Genomic DNA, 23,426 nt, shown 5'->3' on the forward strand with positions numbered 1-23,426 from the left:
AACACCTGTGAAAAAACGATCGATGATTCGACCGCCCTATCGCAAGGCAAGCCCTGCGAAACAGATAATAATAAACGCAACCGGAAACACCGAAAGCATTCCGTCAGCACGATCAAGAAGACCACCATGTCCAGGGATCAGATTGCTGCTGTCTTTGACCTTGAAGTGGCGTTTGAGCGCAGACTCACCAAGATCGCCAATTTGGGCAACAACAGCCAGAACCATGCTGACCCCGACAATATTCCAGTTGATCTGATCGGCACTGAAATAGGTTACAATTGCACCAATGAGACCAGCACAAACCATCCCCCCGATCAGCCCAGCCCAGGTTTTTTTGGGACTGAAGCGCGGAGCAAGCTTCGGACCGCCAATCGTCTTGCCAAATGCGTATCCGCCGGTATCTGTCGCCCAGACAAGGAAGAACAGCCACATGATCGTTAAAAGACCATCAGGGTCCTGATTGCGCAGCCAGAGTGCCGCAAGTGCTGCCACCGAGACATACAGAACACCAAATCCGGCCAAAAGCCAGTTTCGCCCTGCACGTGCAGCAGCAATAATTGTGCTGATCGCGATCGGCAGCACGATGAATTCATCTTGTCCCGCAACTTGCATCAGAATGGCAACGCCAAGCGCAACAGCCGCTACAACAGAAATGCCGTTAGAAAATTTCGGAGCACACATGCGCGACCATTCCCACATCATGCCCGCGGAAAATACGAACAACAGAATGTCGAAATAAGGTGCCCCGAACCACACAGCAGCAATAGCCACCGGCGTCATAACCAACGCAGAAAGAATGCGCGGCTTCAATCCGGAATTATTATCTTTAAGACGGTCGGCTTCAGATGACAGCACCAAAACGCCGCTCCCGTCCGGCAAAGTTATCTATCGCTTTTTCCAGATGGGCCCGGTCAAAGTCCGGCCAAAGAACATCTTCAAAGATGAATTCAGTGTAAGCCGACTGCCACAAAAGGAAATTGCTGATGCGTTGTTCACCACTGGTTCTGATCAAAAGATCCGGATCAGGAATGCCAACTGTTGACAGATTTTGCTCGATGATATCTTCGGTAATCGCATCGGCTGAGATTTCGCCTGCCGCCACTTTTCTTGCGATCTCGCGCATGGCATGAGCAATCTCTGCACGCGCCCCGTAACTCAAGGCAATCGTCAGATTAAGACGGGTATTTCCGCTGGTTTGTTCTTCGGCCTTGTCGAGCAATGCACGAATATCATCAGCAAAGCGCGACCTATCACCGATGATACGGATTTTGATACCGTTTTTATGCAATGTCGCAAGCTCGCGCTTCAGAAACAGACGCAGCAGCCCCATCAGGTCACTGACTTCACTTTCCGGACGCTTCCAGTTTTCCGTCGAAAACCCGTAAAGCGTCAGATACTCAATTCCAAGGGCGACTGATGCTTCAATCGTGCGACGAACAGCGTCGACACCGGCACGATGCCCCATGGTACGCGGGCGCCCACGCCCACGCGCCCAGCGCCCGTTGCCATCCATAATGATAGCAACATGACGTGGGACCGTCCGGGTATCTGAAGGTTGGGTTTGCGAAGAAAACACAGCCATAATCAGACTTGCATGATTTCCTGTTCTTTATTTGCCAGCGTCTCGTCGATCTCGGCAATGACCTTATCGGTCAGCTTCTGGATCTCTTTTTCTTCGCTGTGCATCTCGTCTTTGGAAATCTCGCTGTCTTTTTCCCATTTTTTTAGCTGATCCATGCCGTCACGACGCACGTTGCGGACCGACACCTTGGCTTGTTCGGCATATTTGCCTGCAACCTTGGACAGCTCAGCGCGGCGCTCTTCGTTCAGAGCCGGGATCGGAACGCGAACAAGCGTACCATCAGCAGCCGGGTTAAGACCCAGCCCGGAATCACGGATGGCTTTCTCGACGGATTTCACCATCGACTTGTCCCAGACCTGAACCGAAAGCATACGTGCTTCGGGAACGCTGACAGATGCCACCTGGTTAAGCGGGGTCGGAACGCCATAGGCTTCAACCATGACCGGCTCAAGAAGGCTCACACTGGCGCGCCCGGTACGCAGACCGGTGAATTCCTTGTGCAATACTTCGACTGCCCCTTCCATACGGCGGGACAGGTCCTTTTTTAGGCCAGCAACGTCAGACACGTTCAGTCTCCATTCGAAATAATCGTAAACGTCCCCTTTGCAGTAACGACGTCTGCAAAGGCACCCGGATTATGCAAAGAAAATACGATAACCGGAATATCATTTTCGCGAGCCAAAGAAATAGCCGATGCATCCATCACACGCAAATCTTTGGACAAAACTTCCATATAGGTAAGTTGGTCGTAACGTTCTGCTGTGGGATCGGTTTTCGGGTCAGCGGTGTAAACACCATCAACCTGAGTCCCCTTAAGCAGCGCATCGCAACCCATTTCAACAGCACGCAATGCAGCCGCCGTATCCGTTGTAAAGAACGGGTTACCGGTACCCGCAGCAAAGATGACGACCCGGCCCTTTTCCATGTGACGGACAGCCCGACGGCGGATATAGGGCTCACAAACAGAAGACATCGGAATGGCAGACTGGACACGGGTCTGAACGCCATGGCGCTCAAGCGCATTCTGAACGGCCAGCGCATTCATGATGGTCGCCAGCATGCCCATATAGTCGGCGGTTGCGCGTTCCATACCCTGCGAGGCCCCTTTGACGCCGCGGAAGATGTTTCCGCCGCCAATCACCATGCAAACTTCGGCACCCATGTCATGAACGGCTTTGATTTCGCTGGCAATCCGGTCAACCGTTTCAGGATCAATCCCGTATTGCTGTTTCCCTAAAAGCCCTTCACCCGAGAGCTTAAGAAGAACGCGGCGAAATTTCAGTTGGCCGTTTTCTGCCATATCTCAATGCCTCTTAAATGCCGATGTAACGCATTGCCCTAACACGGGAAATGCAAAATTCAGATATAAAAAGACCGGCGAGTAACAGGGCGGACATGCGCTGCCGACCTCGCCGGTCTGGATCATACACGAAATGATGCGCGAAGCACCATTCCGATCATATGTTTATTTCTTCAGCTGCTCAGCAACTTCTGCAGCAAAGTCTTTTTCTTCTTTCTCGATGCCTTCACCGAGTTCGAAGCGGACAAAGCCCTTGAGGGTGATCGGCTTGCCAGCTTCTTTAGCAGCATTTGCGATCACGTCTTTGACTTTGTTTTCACCGTCAATAACGAAGGTCTGCTCAACCAGAACGACCTGCTCGTAATATTTACGGATACGACCTTCAATCATCTTTTCGATGATTTCTGCCGGGCGACCGGATTCTTTGGCCTGCTCGGTCAGAACGGCTTTCTCGCGCTCGACCAGTTCAGGATCCAGATCTTCAACGGTTGCAGATGCCGGGTTGGTTGCCGCAATGTGCATTGCGATCTGTTTGCCCAAACCGTCAAGAACAGCGGCATCAGCTTCCGATTCCAGAGCAACCAGAACACCGATTTTACCGAGGTTAGCAGCAACTGCCGAGTGGATGTAGGACGCAACGACGCCCTTCTCAACCGACAGACCAGCCGAACGGCGCAACGACATGTTTTCGCCGATGGTAGCGATCATGTGAGTGACCTGCTCTTCGACGTTACGTGAAGTACCCGGGAAAGCAGTAGCTTTAAGGGCATCAATGTCGCCATTTGCAGCAACAGCCTGGGTCGCGATTTCACCGACAAATTTCTGGAAGTCTTCGTTACGAGAAACGAAATCGGTTTCCGAGTTCAGCTCGATAACTGCACCTTTGTTGCCGTCAACAGCAACAGAAACCAGACCTTCGGCAGCAACACGGCCAGCTTTCTTGGCAGCAGCAGCAAGACCTTTGGTGCGCAGCCAGTCAACAGCTGCTTCAAGGTTACCATCGGTTTCGGAAAGCGCTTTCTTGCAATCCATCATGCCAGCGCCGGTGGTTTCGCGAAGCTCTTTTACGAGAGCAGCGGTAATAGCCATTTTTAAAGCCCCTATTACGCGATCAGGTGAACACCTAACAAAACGGCGGCATGCTAGCCGCCGTTTCATCAGATACAAAGTGAAACTTATGCGGAAGCTTCTTCTGCAGCTTCAACTGCGGCAGCTGCTTCGGCCGGAACTTCTTCCGCTTCGCCGAGATCTGCGCCAGAAGCAGTCATTTCTTCCTGGATACCGTCCAGAACAGAACCAACGAACAGGTCGCAATACAGCTGGATCGCACGGATCGCATCGTCGTTGCCCGGGATCGGGTACTGAACGTTTGCCGGATCAGAGTTGGAATCGAGGATTGCAACGACCGGAATGTTCAGGTTCTTTGCTTCATGAACAGCAAGTGCTTCTTTGTTGGTGTCAACCACGACGATGATGTCCGGAAGACCACCCATGTCCTTGATACCGCCAAGTGCGCGCTCAAGCTTGTCGCGCGAACGGGTCAGGTTCAGGATTTCTTTTTTGGTCAGACCTTCTGCACCTGCAGACAGGATTTCTTCCTGTTCTTTAAGGCGTTTGATCGAATTGGAAACAGTATTCCAGTTGGTCAGCATGCCGCCGAGCCAGCGATGGTTCACATAGTACTGGCCGCAACGCTTTGCAGCGTCTGCGATGATCGGGGAAGCCTGACGCTTGGTACCGACGAAGAGAACACGACCGCCCGAAGCAGTTACGTCGCGAACAGCCTGCATCGCACGATGCAGCATCGGGACGGTTTCCTGCAGGTTCAGGATGTGGATGTCGTTACGTGCACCAAAGATGAATTTTTTCATCTTCGGGTTCCAACGGCGGGTGTGGTGACCAAAGTGGACACCAGCTTCCATGAGCTGGCGCATGGTAAAGGTTGGCAATGCCATAATAGTTCCTACCTTTTTCCGGTTAATACCTCCGCGAAAGGGAATTTCACGCCTCATGCATGAAACACCGGATGGACGAGTTGCCATATGACGGCAGTCGCCGCTCTTCCGCGTGCGATGTTCGGGGCGGGTTTTAATCCCGTACCGACAAGAATGCAAGCCCTAAAGTGCGCATTTCTGCGCGCTTTGTGAAGGATCGAACCAATTTAACAGATCACACAATGGAATTGATCAGATTTCTTCGGCGAATTCGACACCGGGAATGGCACCGATCGCCCCGATAAGGGACGGACCGACCTTGTATTTGTCGTCAAGCTCGATTTCGGCCATCCGGCCGTCATCACAGACAGACGAAAGCGTCACAAGACCACGCCCCTTCCCCGCACCTTCGAGAAGCTGGCGAATTTCAGCAACCGGATCGGGGCGGTTCAGGCGAATACGGATGCCCTCAGCAGCACCGGCAACGGCCTGCTCCAGATCCTCGACGCGCTGTCCCTGAATACGCAACTGCCCCTCGCGCATCTCGGCGGCCACCACGAGCAGTACGGGACGACCCGCATTGATGATTTCCTTATAGGCAGCCCAGGCTTCGGCCCAAAAAGCGACCTCGAAACTTCCAGTCGGATCGGAGAACATTACAAAGGCAAACTTTGACCCGTTCTTTTTTGATATCATTTCGCGCGCGTTGATCAATGTCCCGGCAAGGCGAATGGCGCCCTTGTTCTGTGCACGCATTCGGGCTGGCAGTTCCTTGATCGGGGCAATCCCGATCCGCTGGATACTTTTACCAAATGTATCAAGGGGATGAGCCGACAAATAGAAACCGATGGCCGAGAATTCCTCGGTCAGCTTTTCCATCGGCACCCAGTCACGTTCATCCGGCAGGCGGATCTTATCTTTGCCAAAGCCACTGCTGTCACCGAACATTGAAATCTGATCATCGTTGCGGGCCTGCATTTCACGCTGGGCAACGGCGATTACCTTGTCGACATTCTCGAACATGACCTTGCGATTGGGTGACAGGCAGTCAAGGGCCCCTGCCCGCACAAGGTTTTCAAGCAAACGTTTGTTCACAGCACGACTGTCAATACGTGATGCAAAATCGGTTATATCCTTGAAAGGCCCATTGGCCTCGCGTTCCGCCACAAGGCTTTCCATCGCCGCGTCACCAACATTTCGGACCGCGGCCAATGCATAGCGGATCTTGCGCACGCCATCGTGGTTTTCGACGGAAAATGCCACTTGGGAATTATTGACGCATGGTGGCAGGATTTCGATCTCAAGACGTTCGACCTCCTGCTTGAACACCGCAAGTTTTTCGGTGTTATGCATATCGAGCGTCATAAGTGCGGCCATGAACTCGACCGGATAGTTCGCCTTCAGATAAGCCGTCTGATAGGCCACCAGCGCATAAGCAGCTGCATGGGATTTGTTAAAGCCATAGGATGCGAACTTCGCCACCTGATCGAAGATGTCAGACGCCTGCCCGCGATCAACGCTGTTCTTTTCCGCGCCATCGACAAACAGGCTGCGCTGTTTTTCCATTTCCTCGGCGATTTTCTTACCCATTGCACGGCGCAACAGGTCAGCACCGCCAAGCGAGTAGCCCGCCATGATCTGGGCAAGTTCCATGACTTGCTCCTGATAGATCATGATGCCATAGGTTTCTTCGAGGATCGGCTGCAACATCGGGTGCATATAATCAGGTTCTTCCTGACCATGCTTACGCGCGATGTAATGCGGAATGTTATCCATCGGCCCCGGACGATAGAGCGCCACGACAGCGATAATATCTTCAAGGGTATCGGGCTTCAGCCCCCGCAAGACATCCTGCATGCCCTGGGATTCAAGCTGGAACACGCCAACTGTTTCCGCAGCAGACAGCAATTTGAACGACGCTCGATCATCAAGAGGAATAGCACTGATATCAAAGCTTTGCGGGACGTCTTTACGTTGAAGCATGAGCTTGACAGCTTCGATGATCACCGTCAGCGTCTTCAGACCAAGGAAGTCAAACTTCACAAGACCGGCATTTTCAACATACTTCATGTTGAACTGGGTGACCGGCATGTCCGAACGCGGATCGCGATAGATCGGGACCAGTTCATCAAGGTCGCGGTCCCCGATCACCACGCCCGCCGCGTGGGTCGATGAGTTGCGATAAAGCCCTTCGATCTGCATCGCAATTGACAGCAAACGGTCAATATCGGGGTCTTCACGCGCAATCCGGCGAAGGTCGGGTTCCATGTCGATCCCTTCCTTAAGCGGGATCGGCTTGGCTGGATCACCCGGGATCATCTTACAGATCTTGTCGACATAGCCATATGGGATGCTCAGAACGCGACCAACGTCACGCACGGCGGCCTTTGCCTGCAGCTTACCGAAGGTGATGATCTGGGCAACACGATCATGTCCGTATTTCTTCTGGACATATTCGATTACCTCACCGCGCCGGTCCTGACAGAAATCGACGTCAAAGTCAGGCATCGAGACACGTTCCGGATTAAGGAAACGTTCGAACAGCAACGAGAAACGCAACGGATCAAGGTCGGTAATCAAAAGCGCATAGGCAACCAGCGACCCTGCACCCGAACCACGACCGGGCCCGACCGGAATCCCGTGATCCTTGGCCCATTGGATAAAGTCCGCAACGATCAGGAAGTAACCGGGGAAGCCCATCTGGTTGATGATGCCCAGTTCGTAATCAAGGCGTTCCCAATATGGTTTGGCGATTTCTTCCTTTTCGGTGTCCGACATGCCTTCGGTATAGACATATTTTTCCAGACGCCCCTTAAGGCCTTCTTCGGACATGTGACGCAATTCATCGACCTCTGTGCGGCCTTCGCCGCAGTCGAATGGCGGCAAGATCGGGTCGATCTTTTCAACGTGCCAGGAACAACGCTTCGCAATCAGAAGCGTATTGTCACAGGCCTCGGGGATATCGGCAAACAAGTCGCGCATTTCGGCTGCGGTCTTGAAGCGGTGATCGGGCGTGAGTTTCCAGCGATCTTCCTGACCAACAACAGCCCCCTGTCCGATACAGATGAAGACGTCGTGCGCTTCATACATATCAATCGACGGGAAATAGCAGTTATTGGTGGCGACAAGCGGCACATTGTGATCATAGGCAAGTTTGATCAATCCGGGCTCGACCAGATCTTCCAGCTCTTCACCGTGGCGCTGCAGTTCAATATACAGACGATCACCGAATATATCCTTGAGCTGGGCAAGGCAATCTTCGGCCTTTTCAACCTGTTCTTCGGCCAGAAGTCGCGCCAGTGGCCCGGTCGGGCCACCGGTCAGGCAAATGACGTGATCGGAATAGGTGCGGATATGCTCGTACAGGGCTTTGGGTTCGCTACCGGCTTCGGATGTCATGTGGGCGCGCGACACAATTTTCAGAAGATTGAAATAACCTTCCTTGTTTTGTGCAATCAGCACCAGACGATCCGGCATCGGTTCGCGGGCGATTTTCCCGACAACGGGTTTATCGCCAAAGCGTTCCACCCCCATCTGAACGCCAAGGATCGGCTGAACACCGCTACCACTAAGCGCGCCAGCAAAATCAAGAGCGCCAAACATGTTGTCGGTATCGGTCATTGCAACGGCAGGCTGGCCGTCAGCGGCACAGAGTTTCGCCAGCTCCTTGGTCGTGATGGCACCTTCGGCAAGCGAATAGTTGGTGTGAACACGAAGATGGACGAAACCGTTTTCCATCGGAGCTAGACCTCTGAGATAAAGTAAAAAGGCAGGTGACACATCGCATTCCGGACCCGGAATGCGATGTGTCAGACCAGCTTAAAGAATTTTGATCGCTTAGGAAAGTTCGGCAGGATCAAGTTTGATCAAATGACCATCGCGCAGGGTCACGACCCGGTCCATCTGGCGCGCCAGTTCCGGGTTATGGGTCGCGATCAGCGACGCCAGTCCGGTTTCGCGTACCAGTGTCATCAACATGCCAAACACGGTTTCCGCGGTCTGCGGATCAAGGTTCCCGGTCGGTTCATCGGCAAACAGGACATCCGGCACATTGGCCAGCGCGCGGGCAATTGCCACACGCTGTTGTTCGCCGCCCGAAAGGCGTGCCGGACGGTGATCTGCACGCTTTTCAAGACCAAGACAGCGCAACAGTTCAAGTCCGCGTTCTTCGGCTTCTGCCCGTTTAAGCCCGTTGATCATTTGCGGCATAACGACATTTTCCAATGCGGAAAACTCCGGCAGCAAATGATGGTACTGATAGACAAAACCGATATGCTTTCGACGCATCTCGGTACGGGCAAGATCAGAAAGATCGGTGCTGCGTTTGCCACCAATCGACACCAGACCACCATCGGGCTTTTCCAGAAGCCCGGCAATCTGAAGCAGCGTAGATTTACCGGCACCGGACGGGCCGACAAGGGCGACGATTTCGCCCTGATGAATTTCAAGATCAACCGATTTGAGAATTTCGAGCTGATCTGGCCCCTGATTGAAGATGCGATCAATCTTTTCAAGGCGCAGAACAACATTGCGCGAACGCTGTTTGGCTGTGGTTTTGATCAGATCACTCATAACGCAGGGCCTCCACCGGATCGAGGCGTGACGCACGCCATGCCGGATAGACGGTCGCAAGGAAAGACAAGCTCAGTGACATCACACAAACCAGCACCACTTCGCTGACATCCATGTCCGCAGGAAGCTGTGACAGGAAATAGATCTCGGCGTTAAACAGATCGGTCCCGGTCAGGGTTTGAATGAACTGACGGATATTTTCAATGTTCAGACAGAACAGAACCCCGATGATCAGACCGCTGAGCGTTCCCAGGACACCAATAGAGGCACCTGCAAGGAAGAACACCTTCATGATGGACTGTCTCGTCGCCCCCATTGTTCGCAGGATCGCGATATCGCGTCCCTTGTCCTTCACCAGCATGACCATGCCCGAAATGATGTTGAATGCGGCGACCAGAATAATCAGGGTCAGGATCAGGAACATCACATTGCGTTCGACTTGAAGTGCATTGAAGAACCCGGCATTGGATTGCTGCCAGTTCACAAGTCGCAAGCGCTCACCAGACAACGTGGTCAGCAACTGATCCATGGTATCTCCAAGGACCGAGATATCATCAAGCATGACTTCGAAATGCGTGATCTGTTCAGGCAGACGGAAATAAACCTGGGCTGCTGATAACGGCATGAAGATAAAGCCGCTGTCATATTCATACATGCCAATATCAAACAGACCGGCAACCGTATAAGCCCGGACGCGCGGAACCGCGCCAAAGGCCGTGACATTGCCCTTGGGCGAAATCAGGTTGACCGTATCGCCGACACCGACGCCAAGTTTCATGGCAAGGCGCGCACCCATGATCACGGTATCATCGCCCTTAAAGTCATCAAGCGAGCCGAAAACGATGTTATCAGCAATCGTCTTGCGCGTTTTGACGTCTTCGGGACGCATACCACGTACAATTGCACCCGATGCACGACCGTTTTTCGAAGCCATCACCTGCCCTTCAACCACGGGGACCGTCATCATGACATTTCCGGTCTCGGCGATCTGCTTTTCGATCTTGGCATAGTCACCAATGCCACCATTGCCCTGCGCATAAACAGAGATATGCCCGTTCAGCCCCAAAATGCGGCCAAGCAGTTCGGCACGGAAACCGTTCATCACCGACATAACGATAATCAGCGTCGCAACACCAAGCATGATGCCAAGCAACGAAAAGATGGCGATGACGGAAACAAAGCCTTCCTGCCGACGTGGACGTAGGTAGCGAAAGGCCACCATACGCTCGAACGGACTGAACATGGGCAATCTATCCTTGTGGAATATGGTCAGGAAATGGTCCGGGTGGCCTGGGGCCCCCAAAGCCGAAATGATAACGGGGCAGCCCTAAGCCGCCCCGTCAAACAATATTTTATCAGGCGCTGATCTGGTTCAGAGCCGCTTCAAATGTGACTTCTGTTTTTTCACCGGTTCTGCGGTTTTTCAGTTCAACCACACCGTTTTTCAAGCCTTTCGGGCCAATCACGATCTGCCATGGCAGACCTATCAGGTCCATATCGGCGAATTTGCCACCAGCACGAATGTCGCGGTCATCATAAAGAACCTCAATGCCAGCGTTCGACAGCTTCGCATAGGCATCTTCACAGGCAGCATCGCATTCATCGTCACCTGTACGCAGGTTGATCAGACCAACCTTGTAAGGTGCAACCGCATCGGGCCAGATAATACCGTTTTCATCATGCGATGCTTCGATCAATGCACCGACAAGACGCGAGACACCGATCCCGTAAGACCCCATCATGACCGGGACTTCCTTGCCATCCGGGCCAAGAACAGTCGCGCCCATCGGTTCAGAATATTTGGTTCCGAAGTGGAATATATGGCCGACTTCGATCCCGCGGGTCGCGATCAGGTCTTCACCGGAAATCGGGCTGTTGGCCGGATCGTGCTTTTCTTCGGTCGCGGCATAATCAACCAGCGTACCCTGCACCCAGTTTTCCAGAGCAGTACGGTCATTAAGATCAACGCCCTTGCCGCTCAGGTCTTTGGCGAGCCACTTCTGGTCGCAGAAGACTTCGCTTTCGCCGGTATCGGCGAGAATGATGAATTCATGGCTCAGATCACCACCAATCGGTCCGGTATCAGCAACCATCGGGATGGCCTTGACGCCCAGACGGGTGAAGGTCCGGCAATATGCCAGGAACATCTTGTTATAGGCGTGACGCGAGCTTTCGTAATCGATATCGAACGAATAGGCATCCTTCATCAGGAATTCGCGCCCGCGCATCACGCCAAAGCGCGGGCGGATCTCGTCACGGAACTTCCACTGAATATGATACAGCAGCTGCGGCAGCTGTTTGTAGGAACGCACATCCTTACGGAAGATATCGGTGATGGCTTCTTCGTTGGTCGGACCAAACAGCATCTGACGATCATGGCGGTCCGTAATGCGCAGCATCTCAAGACCGTAATCGTCATAACGACCACTTTCCTGCCAAAGCTCGGCCGGCTGGATCGTCGGCATCAGCAATTCGTTGCAACCAACAGCGTCCTGTTCTTCACGAACAATCTGTTCGATCTTTTTAAGAACACGGTAGCCAAGCGGCAACCATGAATAGATCCCTGACGTGAGCTGACGCACCATGCCGGCGCGCAGCATCAGACGATGAGAAACGATCTGTGCTTCTGACGGGGTTTCCTTCAGGGTCGGCAGAAAGAACTGGGAAAGACGCATCAATGCCTCGTGATGATCAAATCTGAATATGTGGGTGTATAAACCTTGCCCGGAAAATGCGACAGCACAGCCCGAAACGCAAGCCGGAACTTCGTAATATGATCCCGGCCTGCATAGTTTTAAATGATGGCAAAACTGCGATGGTCGAAATCAGACGCGTATTCCGATCAGCGAAAGCCCGCTTCGCGACAAGCGGCGATCAGTTCGTCACTATATGCCTCGTCGCCCAGCGGCTGATCATTAAAGTACACCCGGCCATTGCGATATGTGATTTTGCCAATCGACTGCTCGCCGCTAACACCGTCCGGCACTGCGATGCCGCTATATGCGAAGAAGTCCAGCGTCACCGGAAATTCGATTTCCTTTGGCAAGGATTGCAAAATATTGCTGCCCCCATTCAGATCAGCTCCGACAACCTTGTTGCCACGAACATCAACACCGGGCTGATAGGCAACATCCGCATCCGGCACGTGTTGCACCAAAGCACGACAAGCCGACTTTGACACAGTGATCGTCTGTTTGACATCCTCGACAACCGGAGACGTCGCGTCGGCATCCCCGGTCAGCGGATTTTCTTGCGAAGATGGGAACGGGGATTCGGCCTGCCCCATCGCCCCGGACACCGGAACCGCAATCATCAAGGTTGCAGAAACAACCGCCAATAGTCTGATTTTTAGGCCCAAGCCATGGCTGGAAATAGGTTCGACCAATGGAATATTAGTCATCTTGTAGTTTCACCCTATCTGTGTGCGGCGCAGCATCGAAACATTTGTGAAGTTTGGTCAAAACATCTTGCATAAAACTGAAACATGTGGCTTTTTAATCCTCCGCTTTCGGCGCAAGATCGTTGCGGGAGGCGTATCGCAGCCGCTCATAAAATTGCGGGAGGCTTTGTTGCCAATAAGCATACAAGAAGCAGGCGCGACGTCGAATTAAAACCTGTGCTACATGCCCAGGTCTTAGGAGGAAGCATAAAAAAGATTACGGGAAAATAGCTATAAAAATAGCATCTTAGCAAGATCCTCGCGATCTTGCTTTTTTTTTGCTCCTGCCCCGTCCAATCCGATTTTGTGCAGTCTTTAACGACAAAACCCCGCAGAATTTTGTGCGGGGTTTTATGTTATCTGCAATGACTGTCTGGTTTATTGCGGCGGGCGGACTTCGATCATGCCGCTGGTAATCACAAAGACTGCAACAGCCCACAAAATTGCTGAAATGACACTTGTGGCGAAGACCTTTTTCCACATATGGGCTTTTTGCGGTGCGCCGCTGTCATTTCCGGGTTCAACATTTTCCTCGCGCTTCACGCCGAATGGTAAAACCATGAACAGAACAAGCCACCAGATAACGATATAGACCAGCAGTCCTGAAAACCAGTTCATGAGTTTCTCTTCTTTGTGGTGGGCAAAATTCTTGTCGGTGGGAAACAGCACGCCTGCCCGGTGATATCATCACGGGACAGGTGTCTTGATTGCACGGTGTGTTGTCAAACCTGCTCAAGTTCGACCAGTGTGCCGTTGAAATCCTTGGGATGCAGGAACAGAACCGGCTTTCCATGTGCCCCGATCTTTGGTTCACCATCACCAAGCACGCGCGCGCCGCTTGCCTGAAGCTTGTCACGCGCGGCCAGAATGTCATCAACCTCATAGCAAACATGGTGAATGCCGCCAGACGCATTCTTTTCAAGGAATCCCTTGATCGGTGAATTCTCGCCCAGCGGATAAAGCAATTCGATCTTGGTATTGGGCAGTTCGACAAAAACCACCGTCACGCCGTGATCGGGTTCGTCCTGTGGCTCGGATACTTTGGCCCCAAGGACATCACGATACTGCGCAATGCCTGCTTCAAGGTCCGGTACTGCGATGGCGACGTGATTTAGCCGTCCAATCATGGTCTTGCTCCTGCGAATGTGATCTGCCCGATCAGCGTCAATCTAGGATAGCCGAACGCCAAAAGACAATTCCCCATTTCGTCGAACAGGCAATTAATCGCCGGGTTCTTTCCCGTGACTGTGATCGGGGTCGCTTTACGGGCAATCAGCCCTTTTCCGTGACACGCACCAGATGGACTTCGATCAGCGGGCGTTTGCCAAGACGCTGTCGTACCGGACGACGCAATGCCTGACGAACGGCAAGGATAACAGCCGCATCATCAAGAACCTCGTCATCATTAAGCTGATCTACCCGATTGCCGATTTCAGCAGCGAAATGATCCAGACGCGTTTCGTCTCCCGGCTCGTCAAACAGGCTGGGGGCCGTGATCATCGGATCATTGACCATTTCACCGAACTGGTTGAGCACCAGGGTGACAAATATGACACCATTCCAGACGATCCGGTTACGGTTGCGGATGGTGTCGGCATCACGCTTAAGCAGGCGCCCGCCATCAAGGGCAAGAATGCCTGCCTCGGCAACACCGATCACATGTGCTTCGCCCGGTGACAGACGGATGACCGTGCCATCATGGGGAATGACTTGTTCGGGGATCTGGCATTCTGCGCCCAGTGCCGCCTGTTCACACAGATGACGGGTTTCCCCATGCACCGGAACAAGGATTTTCGGACGGGTCAGCTGATACATCCGCGTCAGGTCTTCGCGTCCGGGATGGCCGGAAACATGAATCGGCTCGTCACGTGCAGTAATGACCTTGATGCCACGACGGATCAGAAGATTCTGGATATAGCCGATGGATTTCTCGTTCCCCGGAATTTCACGGGCCGAGAAAACAACCGTGTCACCGGGATCAAGTTCGACCGTCGGATGATCGCCCTTGGCAATGCGCGACAATGCAGCACGCGGTTCGCCCTGTGATCCCGTGCAAATCAAAAGAACCTGATCCTTGGGTACTTCCATGGCTTCGTCATCAGACAGAAGGTTCGGGTAGCCGGTCAGATAGCCGACTTCACGCGCAGCCTCGGTCACGCGATTAAGCGACCGCCCGGCAAGACCGACACAGCGCCCGTTTTCATGAGCGGCTTCGATCACTGACTGAACACGGGCGACGTTGGTGGCAAAGCAGGCAACGGCAATGCGCCCCTGTGGATGTTCCTTAAACAGGGTCGACAGATTCTTGGCAACGTCGCCTTCTGATCCGGTTTTACCTTCGGAAAAGACATTGGTCGAATCACAGACCAGCGCCATCACCCCCTCATCGCCCAAAGCTTCAAGCTTTTTGACATCGGATGCTTCGCCAATCTGGGGGTCAGGGTCGAATTTCCAGTCACCTGTATGGACGATCAGTCCCTTGGGCGTGCGGATGGCAAGGGCATTAGGTTCGAGAATCGAATGGGTCATGGTGACAAATTCGATATCAAAGCAGCCCAGTTTGAACCGACCGCCAAGTTCGATCACGTGGATCGGCACCTGATCGGCAAAATCGGTTTCTGACAGTTTGGCCTTAAGGAATTCCGCCGCAAACGGTGTTGCATAGATCGGACATTTCAGTCGCGGCCACAAATAGGGCACAGCGCCCAGATGGTCTTCATGCGCATGGGTCAGAACAAGACCAAGCAGCTTGTCCTTGCGTTCCTCGATAAAGGCCGGGTCGGGCATAACCACGTCAACACCGGGAAGCCCCTCCTCGCCAAAGGAAACACCCATATCAACCATCAGCCACTGATCGTCGTAGCCATAAAGGTTAAGGTTCATGCCAATCTCGCCGGAACCGCCGAGCGGCACAAACAACACTTCGTCTTTTGGCAAATACAAATCCACTGACGGTATTCCTTTACTTTCGGCACTCGGATCAGATACGGGGATCAGTCCCCGTATCCGGCGCAAGCCTTTATCAGGCCTGATTGGCAGTCTTGTTGCTGTTGCGACGGTAAATCATCAACAGCCCCAGCATGGTCAGATCGCCATGCAAATGTTCAATTTCATCTACAGCCTTTGTAAATAGCGGCGCAAGCCCGCCAGTTGCAACGACCTTGATATGCTCAAGGTTTTGCTGTTTGCGGATACGGGCAAGCAGGCCTTCGATCATGGACACATAGCCCCAGTAAACGCCGGACTGCATCGCTTCGACGGTATTTTTACCGACAACATTGCGCGGGGCTTCGATCGCGACCATCGGCAACTGGGCCGCCGCCATGTGAAGTGCCTTGATCGACAGGTTAACACCGGGCGCAATCACACCACCCAGATAATCACCATTGCTGTCGACAACATCAAAAGTCGTCGCCGTCCCGAAATCAAGAACCACCAGCGGTCCGCCAAACAGGGCGTGGGCTGCGACCGCGTTGACAAGACGGTCAGCACCGACTTCGCTGGGGCGGTCCATGACGATCTTCATATCAAGATCAATCTCCGGGTCCCCAACGACCATCGGTTCAACATCGAAATAACGACGACACAGGGTCTTCAGGCTGAATTCGGCCGCGGGCACCACTGTCGCGATAATCGCGCCCGTGATCGCGTCCACCGGCACACCGGCCAGCGTAAACAGGTGATGTAACCATACGCCCAATTCATCGGCAGTACGTTCTGTGGTGGTTGAACAACGCCACTGTCCCTTGATGGTATCCCCATCAAATACGGCGAAAACGATGTTGGTGTTCCCGGCGTCAATCGCAAGCAACATGATGCTTACAGGCCTCCGCTAATCGCAAGGGTATCATTCATATCAGGACGCAAAGAAGACTTCGCCAGCCCCGATACGGTGTTCTGTTCCGTTGTCTTCTCTTAGGACAAGTGAACCATCATCATCAAGTCCGACAAAAGTTCCCGACAACTCGCGTTCGGTCAAACGGGCAACAACCGGCTTGCCAATCCCGTAGCCACGCGCGAGCCAGGCTTCGCGAATGGGTGCAAACCCCTCGTTCTCCCAGATCGGCAACCAGTGGGCAATGCGCCCGACATAGGTCGAAACCAGATCATCGACCGAAACCGGCGCACCAAGGGCGGCAAGCGACGTTGCCGGACGTTCGGAGTCCTCGGGGAAAAACGCGACATTCACCCCTGCCCCGATCACAAGGTAATCGGTCGCCGATCCCTGATTGGATGCACTTTCAAGCAGGATGCCGCAAATTTTGCGGCCATTGACCATCAGATCATTGGGCCATTTGCAATCGGGCCGAACCTGATTGCCAGTCACTGTCTCAACCGCCTCGGCCATGGCAACCGCAATCAGAAAAGTCAGGCGTGCTGCGTCTGCCAGCGAACAGGTCGGACGCAACAGCAAGGAAGAATAAAGATTGCCGACCGGTGATGACCAGCCCCGACCGCGACGACCGCGACCGGATGTTTGTGTTCTTGCTAGAACAAGGGCGCCACTTTGGGCGCCCTTGTCTGCGAGGCGCTTGGCCTCATCATTTGTGCTGTCGATCGCTTCCAGTTCATGAAGGTAGAACCCTTCGGGAAGACGGATCGTTCGCGCTGTCATTCTTACATTCCGAACAGGGATGCCGCAGCGGCAGCTGCGCTGTCCATCAGAAGGTTCGGGAAGAAGACAAAGGCAAGGATGATAATCGTGGCAACAGCCATGATCACGTTCATCTCGGTGCCATTGCGATCGAACCCTTCGACCGGCTCATCGAAATACATGACCTTGATGATGCGCAGATAGTAATACGCACTGACAACCGAAGTCACGAGACCGATAACAGCAAGCGTCACAAGACCGGCATCAACGGCTGCCTTGAAGACATAGAACTTGCCAAAGAAGCCAGCAAGCGGCGGAATACCGGCCATCGAGAACATCAGGATCGCGGTAATCGCAGCCATCAGCGGCTTGGTTTTGGCAAGGCCTGCAAGATCGGTGATCTCTTCGGCCATACGGTCATTACGACGCATGCACAGGATGACCGCAAAGGTGCCCAGGTTCATGACAAGGTAAATGCCAAGATAAACCAGAATACCGGTAACACCGTCCTTGGTGCCTGCTGCCAGACCGACCAGTGCAAAACCAACGTGACCAATGGACGAATAGGCCATCAGACGTTTGATGTTTTCCTGACGAAGTGCGGCAAAAGAACCAACAGCCATCGACAGGATCGAAATCAGAACGATGATCTGCTGCCAGTCTTCAACAACACCGCCAAACGGGCCGATAGCGACACGGATAAACAGTGCAAGACCTGCAATCTTCGGAGCAACCGCAAAGAAGGACGTGACCGGGGTCGGTGCACCTTCATAGACGTCCGGAGTCCACATGTGGAACGGAACAGCGGAAACCTTGAAGCACAGACCGGCAAAGATGAACGCCATACCGACCATCGCGCCAACCGGCAGGTTGCCCGCAACCAGGGTTTCTGCAAGCACGTCGAAATTGGTGGTTCCGGTGAAACCGTAAACCATCGACATGCCATAAAGCAGAATGCCCGAAGCGATCGAACCAAGAATGAAGTATTTCAGACCCGATTCCGTCGAACGCACCGTGTCACGGCGAATAGCAGCAACAACATAAAGCGCAAGCGACTGCAGTTCGAGACCGAGATACAACGACAGCATATCGGTTGCCGAAACCATCGCCATCATGCCAAGGGTGGCAAGGGTGATCAGGATCGGGAACTCGAAACGTGACATATTTTCGCGTTCGGCAAAGTTCATTGCCATGATGATACCGGTTGCAGAACCGATCAGGATCATGACCTTACAGAACTTGGCAAAGGCATCAGCCGTGAACTGACCATAGAAAGCAGTTCCGCCCTCGCCTGCCACCACCAGAACGATGGTAACAAGCTGAACAGCAACGGCCAGCCAGGATACAGTACGGAAGGCTTTGTCCTTGCCTGCGAAAACCCCAAGCATCAACAGCGCCAAGGCAGAAACTGCCATAAACATTTCGGGCAGTGCGGCCCCGAGGTTGAGCATAGAAACTCCCATGTTCATTCCCCTCAATTCGCGGCCAGCTGGGCGGCATGTGCCGCTGCAGCCTGGGCCGTTTCGACCTGGTTGACGAGGTTTTCAACCGAAACATGCATGATGTCGAGGAAGGAGACCGGATAGACCCCCATCCACAATACAACGACCACCAGCGGTGCGAAGATCAGCCATTCACGCGGACTCAGATCGAGGATTGATTTCAGGTTCTCTTTGGTGAGTGCCCCGAAAATAATCCGGCGATAGAGATACAGCGCATAAGCCGCACCAAGGATCAGACCGGTTGCTGCAAAGAATGCAACCCAGGTGTTTGCTTCGAACGCGCCCAGCAGAGCCAGGATTTCGCCAACGAAACCACCCGTCCCCGGAAGACCGACAGACGCCATGGTGAAGAACATAAAGATCAGCGCATAGCTCGGCATACGGTGAACAAGACCGCCATAGGCGTCAATTTCACGGGTATGGATGCGGTCATAGACAACACCAACACACAGGAAGAGCGCGCCCGAAACCACACCGTGGCTCAGCATCTGGAAGATCGAACCTTCGATACCGTGCTGGTTAAAGGTGAATGCACCGATGGTCACGATACCCATATGGGCAACCGACGAATATGCAATCAGCTTTTTCATGTCCTGCTGGGCCAGAGCGACCAGCGAGGTATAGATGATTGCAACAATCGACAGCGTGAAGACGAGCGGCGCGAAGGTTTCAGATGCCAGCGGCATCATCGGCAGCGAGAAACGCAGGAAACCGTAACCACCCATCTTCAAAAGGACGCCAGCCAGAATCACCGAACCGGCAGTCGGCGCCTCAACGTGGGCATCCGGAAGCCAGGTATGAACCGGCCACATCGGAACCTTGACCGCGAAGGATGCAAAGAATGCCAGCCACAGCCACAGCTGCATATTATAGCTGAACCCGTGCTCCATCAGGGTCGGAATGTCGGTGGTACCTGCGTCGAAATACATCGCCAGCAGAGCAACCAGCATCAGAACCGAGCCAAGAAGCGTATAAAGGAACAGCTTGAATGCCGCATAGACACGACGCTGACCGCCCCAGACACCGATGATGATAAACATCGGGATCAGGACACCTTCAAAGAAGAGATAGAACAGCAGACCGTCAAGCGCGCTGAACATGCCGACCATCATCGTTTCAAGAACGAGGAAGGCGATCATGTATTCCTTCACGCGCTTCTGGATGGCTTCCCAGGCCGAAAGAATACAGATCGGCGTCAGGAAGGTCGCAAGCAGGACGAACAGAACGGAAATACCGTCAACGCCCATGTGATAGGAAATGTTCAGACCCGGCATCCAGTCCGCCTGTTCGACGAACTGGAAATCTGCGGTCGTTGCATCGAAGTTCACCCACAGCATCAAGGAGACGAGGAAGGTGAACCCCGAGGTCCAAAGCGCAACCCAACGGGAATTGCGGGCAACAGTCGCCTCTTCACCATTGATCAGCAGCAGCAAGGCTGCGCCGATCAGCGGCAAGAAGGTGACGATCGAAAGAATTGGCCAATCACTCATCGCCCGTTAACCCATCTTCCAAATTGTGTAGGAGACCAGCGCTGCAATACCGATCAGCATTGCAAATGCATAGTGATAGACGAAACCACTCTGAATGGCGCTGACGCGACGTGCGATGTTACGGCAAGCAGCAGCAACACCATCCGGGCCGCAACCATCAATGATGGCACCATCACCCGATTTCCAGAAGCCATAGCCAAGAGCAAAGGCCGGCTTCACGAAAATCTTGTCATAGAGTTCATCAAAGTACCATTTGTTCAGCGCAAAGCGATACAGACCGTTGAAGGTGTTCGCCAGAGTCCGCGGAAGCGACGGAACCAGTTTGTACATCACAAGCGCAATGACAAAGCCTGATACCATGGCAACAAACGGTGCCAGTTTGACCCAACCCGGAACATGGTGGGCATTTTCAAGGGCAGTATGACCCTCGGCCATGAAGATCGCGCCGTTCCAGAAGGACAGCATTTCTTCATAGTCGCCGCCGCCGAACCAGTCTTTTGCAAACCAGCCGGCAAAGATCGCACCAGCAGTCAGGAACAGCAGCGGACCGGTCATGACAGCCGGGCTTTCATGAACATGTGCCATGGTACGTTCATCGGCGCGCGGAGCACCAAAGAAGGTCATGAACACCAGACGCCAGCTATAGAACGAGGTCATCAGTGCAGCAAGGATACCAGCCCAGAAGGCATAAAGACCGACATTGGTATGTGCAGCATACGCACTTTCGATCACAAGGTCCTTGGAATAGAAGCCTGCAAGGCCCGGGAAACCGGTAATCGCAAGCGTACCAACCATCATGACAGCAAAGGTCAGCGGAACCATTTTCCAGATACCACCCATCTTGCGCATGTCCTGTTCATCAGACATCGCATGGATGACCGAACCGGCCCCAAGGAACAGAAGCGCCTTGAAGAAGCCGTGGGTCATCAGGTGGAATACACCAGCCGAATATGCCGACACGCCGCAAGCAAAGAACATGTAGCCGAGCTGCGAACAGGTCGAATATGCAATCACGCGCTTGATGTCGTTCTGAACGCAACCGACGGTCGCGGCAAAGAATGCTGTGGTCGCACCAACAATGGTGATGATCATCAGGGTGGTTTCAGCATATTCGAAGATCGGCGACAGACGCGCGACCATGAATACGCCAGCCGTTACCATGGTTGCCGCGTGGATAAGTGCGGAAACCGGGGTCGGGCCTTCCATTGCATCGGGAAGCCATGTGTGCAGACCAAGCTGTGCCGATTTACCCATCGCGCCGATGAACAGCAGGAAGCAGGTAATTTCCAGAGCGGAGAATTCGTGCCCCAGGAACATCAGTGTCGTACCGGCGACTTCTTCGGCATTGCCAAAGATGACGTCGAACTGGACGCTGTCAAACAGCACATAGACCGCAAAGATACCAAGTGCAAAACCGAAGTCACCGACACGGTTAACGACGAAAGCCTTGATCGCAGCAGCCGACGCCGACGGTTTGGAATACCAGAAACCGATCAGAAGGTAGGATGCAAGACCAACGCCTTCCCAACCGAAGAACAGCTGGATCAGGTTGTCGGCAGTAATCAGCATCAACATCGCAAAGGTGAACAGGCTGAGATACGCCATGAAGCGCGGCTTGTCCGGATCATGCGACATGTAGCCGATCGAATAGATGTGCACCATCGAGGAAACACCGGTCACAACGATCAGCATCACACAGGTCAGCGTATCAATACGCAGGGCCCAGGAAGCATCGAAGCTGCCCGAAGAAATCCAGGTGAACAGTTCGATCGTCTGCGGGTTCCCGCCAAGGGCGACATCCACAAAGGCAAAGATCGAAATGATAAAGGCAATAACAACACCGCAAACGGTGACAAGCTGTGCCACACGATCAGCCGAAGAAACACCATGATGGTGATGACCATGTGCGTCATGCGGGGCATCTTTTGCGGTCGACATTGCGCCGACCAGCGTGATGGCCCCGGCAATGGCTGCCGCGATCAGGGGCAGGAATACAATCAACGGATACATATCTGCCTTACCCCTTCATCATGTTGATGTCTTCAACCGCGATGGTGCCGCGGTTACGGAAATAGACGACCAGGATCGCCAGACCAATCGCTGCTTCAGCCGCAGCAACCGTCAGAACGAAGATGGTGAAAACCTGTCCAACGAGGTCGCCGAGGAACGACGAGAACGCGACCAGATTGATATTGACCGCCAGCAGCATCAGCTCGATCGACATCATGATGATGATGACGTTCTTGCGGTTCATGAAGATGCCGAAGATCCCGAGTGTGAAAAGGATCGCCGCGACGGTCAGATAATGTGCAAGACCGATTTCCATCAGATCCCCCTTCCGACCGGAACTTTTTTGATTTCAAGCGTATCAGCGCGGTTACGCTTGACCTGCTCGGAGATTTTCTGACGACGGACACCTTCGCGGTGACGCAGCGTCAGGACAATTGCGCCAATCATCGCAACAAGCAGAACCAGACCAGCCGCCTGGAAGATGTATGCGTAATCGGTGTAAATCAGACGACCAAGCGCCTCTACGTTAGTAACGCCTTCCGGTGTCGGCTGTGCGAGAACCGCGACCGCCCCGTCCGTCAGGGTCCAACCAGCGCCAACCAGTGCAAGTTCGACGAACAGAACAACTGCGATCAGAACCCCGATCGGCAGGTAGTTCAGGAAACCCTGGCGCATTTCAACAAAGTTGATGTCCAGCATCATCACGACGAACAGGAACAGGACTGCAACCGCGCCGACATAGACGACGACGAGCAGCATGGCGAGAAACTCGGCACCCAGCAGGACGAAAAGTCCGGCTGCGTTAAAGAATGTCAAGATCAGCAACAGTACCGAATGCACCGGGTTGCGAACGGTCACAACCGCAGTCGCGGACAGGACCGCGACGGTAGCAAACAGGTAAAAAGCCAAAGCCTGTACGACCATAAGGTACCCCCTTGGCGAACCGTTGCCGCCCTTCTGGCTGACAACGGCCCATGAACTCTCTTTCTAACGATCAGACGCG

21 protein-coding genes are annotated in these 23,426 nt (G+C 53.5%); all 21 read right to left on the reverse strand.

Features of this window, described 5'->3' with window-relative positions; translation table 11 throughout:
- Positions 1-36: 36 nt before the first annotated feature.
- The 21 genes from WA318_RS11585 to WA318_RS11685 all read right to left on the reverse strand — a co-directional run bounded on the left by WA318_RS11585 (position 37) and on the right by WA318_RS11685 (position 23,347).
- Positions 37-855: a phosphatidate cytidylyltransferase gene (locus WA318_RS11585; RefSeq protein ID WP_258548644.1), complete on the reverse strand. Its 819-nt coding sequence runs from the start codon at positions 853-855 to the stop codon at positions 37-39.
- Complete coding sequence (locus tag WA318_RS11590) at positions 842-1,582, reverse strand: isoprenyl transferase (protein ID WP_114097370.1); 741 nt, start codon at positions 1,580-1,582, stop codon at positions 842-844. Before WA318_RS11590 ends, WA318_RS11585 begins: the two co-directional genes overlap by 14 nt.
- Before the next feature lie 2 nt (positions 1,583-1,584).
- Positions 1,585-2,148 (reverse strand): ribosome recycling factor, encoded by a 564-nt coding sequence (frr, locus tag WA318_RS11595; RefSeq protein ID WP_114097369.1) that lies wholly within the window; start codon positions 2,146-2,148, stop codon positions 1,585-1,587.
- A 2-nt stretch (positions 2,149-2,150) separates the two neighbouring features.
- Positions 2,151-2,882 carry a UMP kinase gene (pyrH, locus tag WA318_RS11600; RefSeq protein ID WP_068518933.1) on the reverse strand — a complete coding sequence of 244 codons (732 nt, stop codon included), beginning with the start codon at positions 2,880-2,882 and terminating at the stop codon, positions 2,151-2,153.
- 165 nt (positions 2,883-3,047) lie between these two features.
- The gene (tsf, locus tag WA318_RS11605) at positions 3,048-3,971 is read right to left on the reverse strand and encodes a translation elongation factor Ts (RefSeq protein ID WP_114097368.1); all 924 of its coding nucleotides are present in this window, start codon (positions 3,969-3,971) and stop codon (positions 3,048-3,050) included.
- 86 nt (positions 3,972-4,057) lie between these two features.
- Positions 4,058-4,837: a 30S ribosomal protein S2 gene (gene rpsB / locus WA318_RS11610; protein ID WP_336081220.1), complete on the reverse strand. Its 780-nt coding sequence runs from the start codon at positions 4,835-4,837 to the stop codon at positions 4,058-4,060.
- Positions 4,838-5,068: 231 nt separating this feature from the next.
- Complete coding sequence (gene dnaE / locus WA318_RS11615) at positions 5,069-8,554, reverse strand: DNA polymerase III subunit alpha (RefSeq protein ID WP_336081222.1); 3,486 nt, start codon at positions 8,552-8,554, stop codon at positions 5,069-5,071.
- A 99-nt stretch (positions 8,555-8,653) separates the two neighbouring features.
- Positions 8,654-9,388: an ABC transporter ATP-binding protein gene (locus WA318_RS11620; RefSeq protein WP_336081224.1), complete on the reverse strand. Its 735-nt coding sequence runs from the start codon at positions 9,386-9,388 to the stop codon at positions 8,654-8,656.
- The gene (locus tag WA318_RS11625) at positions 9,381-10,631 is read right to left on the reverse strand and encodes a lipoprotein-releasing ABC transporter permease subunit (RefSeq protein ID WP_336081226.1); all 1,251 of its coding nucleotides are present in this window, start codon (positions 10,629-10,631) and stop codon (positions 9,381-9,383) included. Before WA318_RS11625 ends, WA318_RS11620 begins: the two co-directional genes overlap by 8 nt.
- A gap of 112 nt (positions 10,632-10,743) precedes the next feature.
- Entirely contained in the window at positions 10,744-12,063 is a 1,320-nt protein-coding gene (gene proS, locus WA318_RS11630; protein WP_336081228.1) for a proline--tRNA ligase, read from the reverse strand.
- Positions 12,064-12,230: 167 nt separating this feature from the next.
- Positions 12,231-12,788, reverse strand: a complete 558-nt coding sequence (locus tag WA318_RS11635) for a hypothetical protein (RefSeq protein WP_336081230.1) — start codon at positions 12,786-12,788, stop codon at positions 12,231-12,233.
- Positions 12,789-13,205: 417 nt separating this feature from the next.
- A complete protein-coding gene (locus tag WA318_RS11640; RefSeq protein ID WP_114097525.1) occupies positions 13,206-13,445 on the reverse strand; it encodes a DUF1467 family protein in 240 nt (79 codons plus the stop codon).
- A gap of 104 nt (positions 13,446-13,549) precedes the next feature.
- On the reverse strand, positions 13,550-13,954 hold the full coding sequence (gene mce / locus WA318_RS11645) for a methylmalonyl-CoA epimerase (protein ID WP_044826779.1): 405 nt from the start codon (positions 13,952-13,954) through the stop codon (positions 13,550-13,552).
- Between the two features lie 145 nt (positions 13,955-14,099).
- Positions 14,100-15,776, reverse strand: a complete 1,677-nt coding sequence (locus WA318_RS11650) for a ribonuclease J (RefSeq protein ID WP_336081235.1) — start codon at positions 15,774-15,776, stop codon at positions 14,100-14,102.
- A 73-nt stretch (positions 15,777-15,849) separates the two neighbouring features.
- The gene (locus tag WA318_RS11655; protein WP_114097361.1) at positions 15,850-16,641 is read right to left on the reverse strand and encodes a type III pantothenate kinase; all 792 of its coding nucleotides are present in this window, start codon (positions 16,639-16,641) and stop codon (positions 15,850-15,852) included.
- A gap of 42 nt (positions 16,642-16,683) precedes the next feature.
- On the reverse strand, positions 16,684-17,442 hold the full coding sequence (locus WA318_RS11660) for a biotin--[acetyl-CoA-carboxylase] ligase (protein ID WP_336081238.1): 759 nt from the start codon (positions 17,440-17,442) through the stop codon (positions 16,684-16,686).
- A gap of 2 nt (positions 17,443-17,444) precedes the next feature.
- Positions 17,445-18,884 (reverse strand): NADH-quinone oxidoreductase subunit NuoN, encoded by a 1,440-nt coding sequence (gene nuoN, locus WA318_RS11665; RefSeq protein ID WP_258548643.1) that lies wholly within the window; start codon positions 18,882-18,884, stop codon positions 17,445-17,447.
- Between the two features lie 11 nt (positions 18,885-18,895).
- Entirely contained in the window at positions 18,896-20,413 is a 1,518-nt protein-coding gene (locus WA318_RS11670) for an NADH-quinone oxidoreductase subunit M (RefSeq protein ID WP_114097358.1), read from the reverse strand.
- Between the two features lie 6 nt (positions 20,414-20,419).
- On the reverse strand, positions 20,420-22,423 hold the full coding sequence (gene nuoL, locus WA318_RS11675) for an NADH-quinone oxidoreductase subunit L (RefSeq protein ID WP_336081245.1): 2,004 nt from the start codon (positions 22,421-22,423) through the stop codon (positions 20,420-20,422).
- Between the two features lie 7 nt (positions 22,424-22,430).
- Positions 22,431-22,739, reverse strand: coding sequence for an NADH-quinone oxidoreductase subunit NuoK (nuoK, locus tag WA318_RS11680; protein ID WP_007089416.1), 309 nt, complete (start codon positions 22,737-22,739; stop codon positions 22,431-22,433).
- Positions 22,739-23,347: an NADH-quinone oxidoreductase subunit J gene (locus tag WA318_RS11685; RefSeq protein WP_114097356.1), complete on the reverse strand. Its 609-nt coding sequence runs from the start codon at positions 23,345-23,347 to the stop codon at positions 22,739-22,741. Before WA318_RS11685 ends, nuoK begins: the two co-directional genes overlap by 1 nt.
- Positions 23,348-23,426 lie beyond the last annotated feature (79 nt).

The sequence above is a fragment of the Thalassospira sp. CH_XMU1448-2 genome (genome assembly GCF_037027285.1).
Taxonomy (GTDB): Bacteria; Pseudomonadota; Alphaproteobacteria; order Rhodospirillales; family Thalassospiraceae; genus Thalassospira; species Thalassospira profundimaris_C.

Bases quoted from the DNA above. Each gene is read 5' to 3' on its own strand.
- WA318_RS11590 (WP_114097370.1), bottom strand. From the start codon at position 1,582: ATGGCTGTGTTTTCTTCGCAAACCCAACCTTCAGATACCCGGACGGTC.
- pyrH (WP_068518933.1), bottom strand. From the start codon at position 2,882: ATGGCAGAAAACGGCCAACTGAAATTTCGCCGCGTTCTTCTTAAGCTC.
- tsf (WP_114097368.1), bottom strand. From the start codon at position 3,971: ATGGCTATTACCGCTGCTCTCGTAAAAGAGCTTCGCGAAACCACCGGC.
- rpsB (WP_336081220.1), bottom strand. From the start codon at position 4,837: ATGGCATTGCCAACCTTTACCATGCGCCAGCTCATGGAAGCTGGTGTC.
- dnaE (WP_336081222.1), bottom strand. From the start codon at position 8,554: ATGGAAAACGGTTTCGTCCATCTTCGTGTTCACACCAACTATTCGCTT.
- WA318_RS11620 (WP_336081224.1), bottom strand. From the start codon at position 9,388: ATGAGTGATCTGATCAAAACCACAGCCAAACAGCGTTCGCGCAATGTT.
- WA318_RS11625 (WP_336081226.1), bottom strand. From the start codon at position 10,631: ATGTTCAGTCCGTTCGAGCGTATGGTGGCCTTTCGCTACCTACGTCCA.
- proS (WP_336081228.1), bottom strand. From the start codon at position 12,063: ATGCGTCTTTCCCAGTTCTTTCTGCCGACCCTGAAGGAAACCCCGTCA.
- WA318_RS11635 (WP_336081230.1), bottom strand. From the start codon at position 12,788: ATGACTAATATTCCATTGGTCGAACCTATTTCCAGCCATGGCTTGGGC.
- WA318_RS11640 (WP_114097525.1), bottom strand. From the start codon at position 13,445: ATGAACTGGTTTTCAGGACTGCTGGTCTATATCGTTATCTGGTGGCTT.
- mce (WP_044826779.1), bottom strand. From the start codon at position 13,954: ATGATTGGACGGCTAAATCACGTCGCCATCGCAGTACCGGACCTTGAA.
- WA318_RS11655 (WP_114097361.1), bottom strand. From the start codon at position 16,641: ATGTTGCTTGCGATTGACGCCGGGAACACCAACATCGTTTTCGCCGTA.
- WA318_RS11660 (WP_336081238.1), bottom strand. From the start codon at position 17,442: ATGACAGCGCGAACGATCCGTCTTCCCGAAGGGTTCTACCTTCATGAA.
- nuoN (WP_258548643.1), bottom strand. From the start codon at position 18,884: ATGGGAGTTTCTATGCTCAACCTCGGGGCCGCACTGCCCGAAATGTTT.
- WA318_RS11670 (WP_114097358.1), bottom strand. From the start codon at position 20,413: ATGAGTGATTGGCCAATTCTTTCGATCGTCACCTTCTTGCCGCTGATC.
- nuoL (WP_336081245.1), bottom strand. From the start codon at position 22,423: ATGTATCCGTTGATTGTATTCCTGCCCCTGATCGCGGCAGCCATTGCC.
- nuoK (WP_007089416.1), bottom strand. From the start codon at position 22,739: ATGGAAATCGGTCTTGCACATTATCTGACCGTCGCGGCGATCCTTTTC.
- WA318_RS11685 (WP_114097356.1), bottom strand. From the start codon at position 23,347: ATGGTCGTACAGGCTTTGGCTTTTTACCTGTTTGCTACCGTCGCGGTC.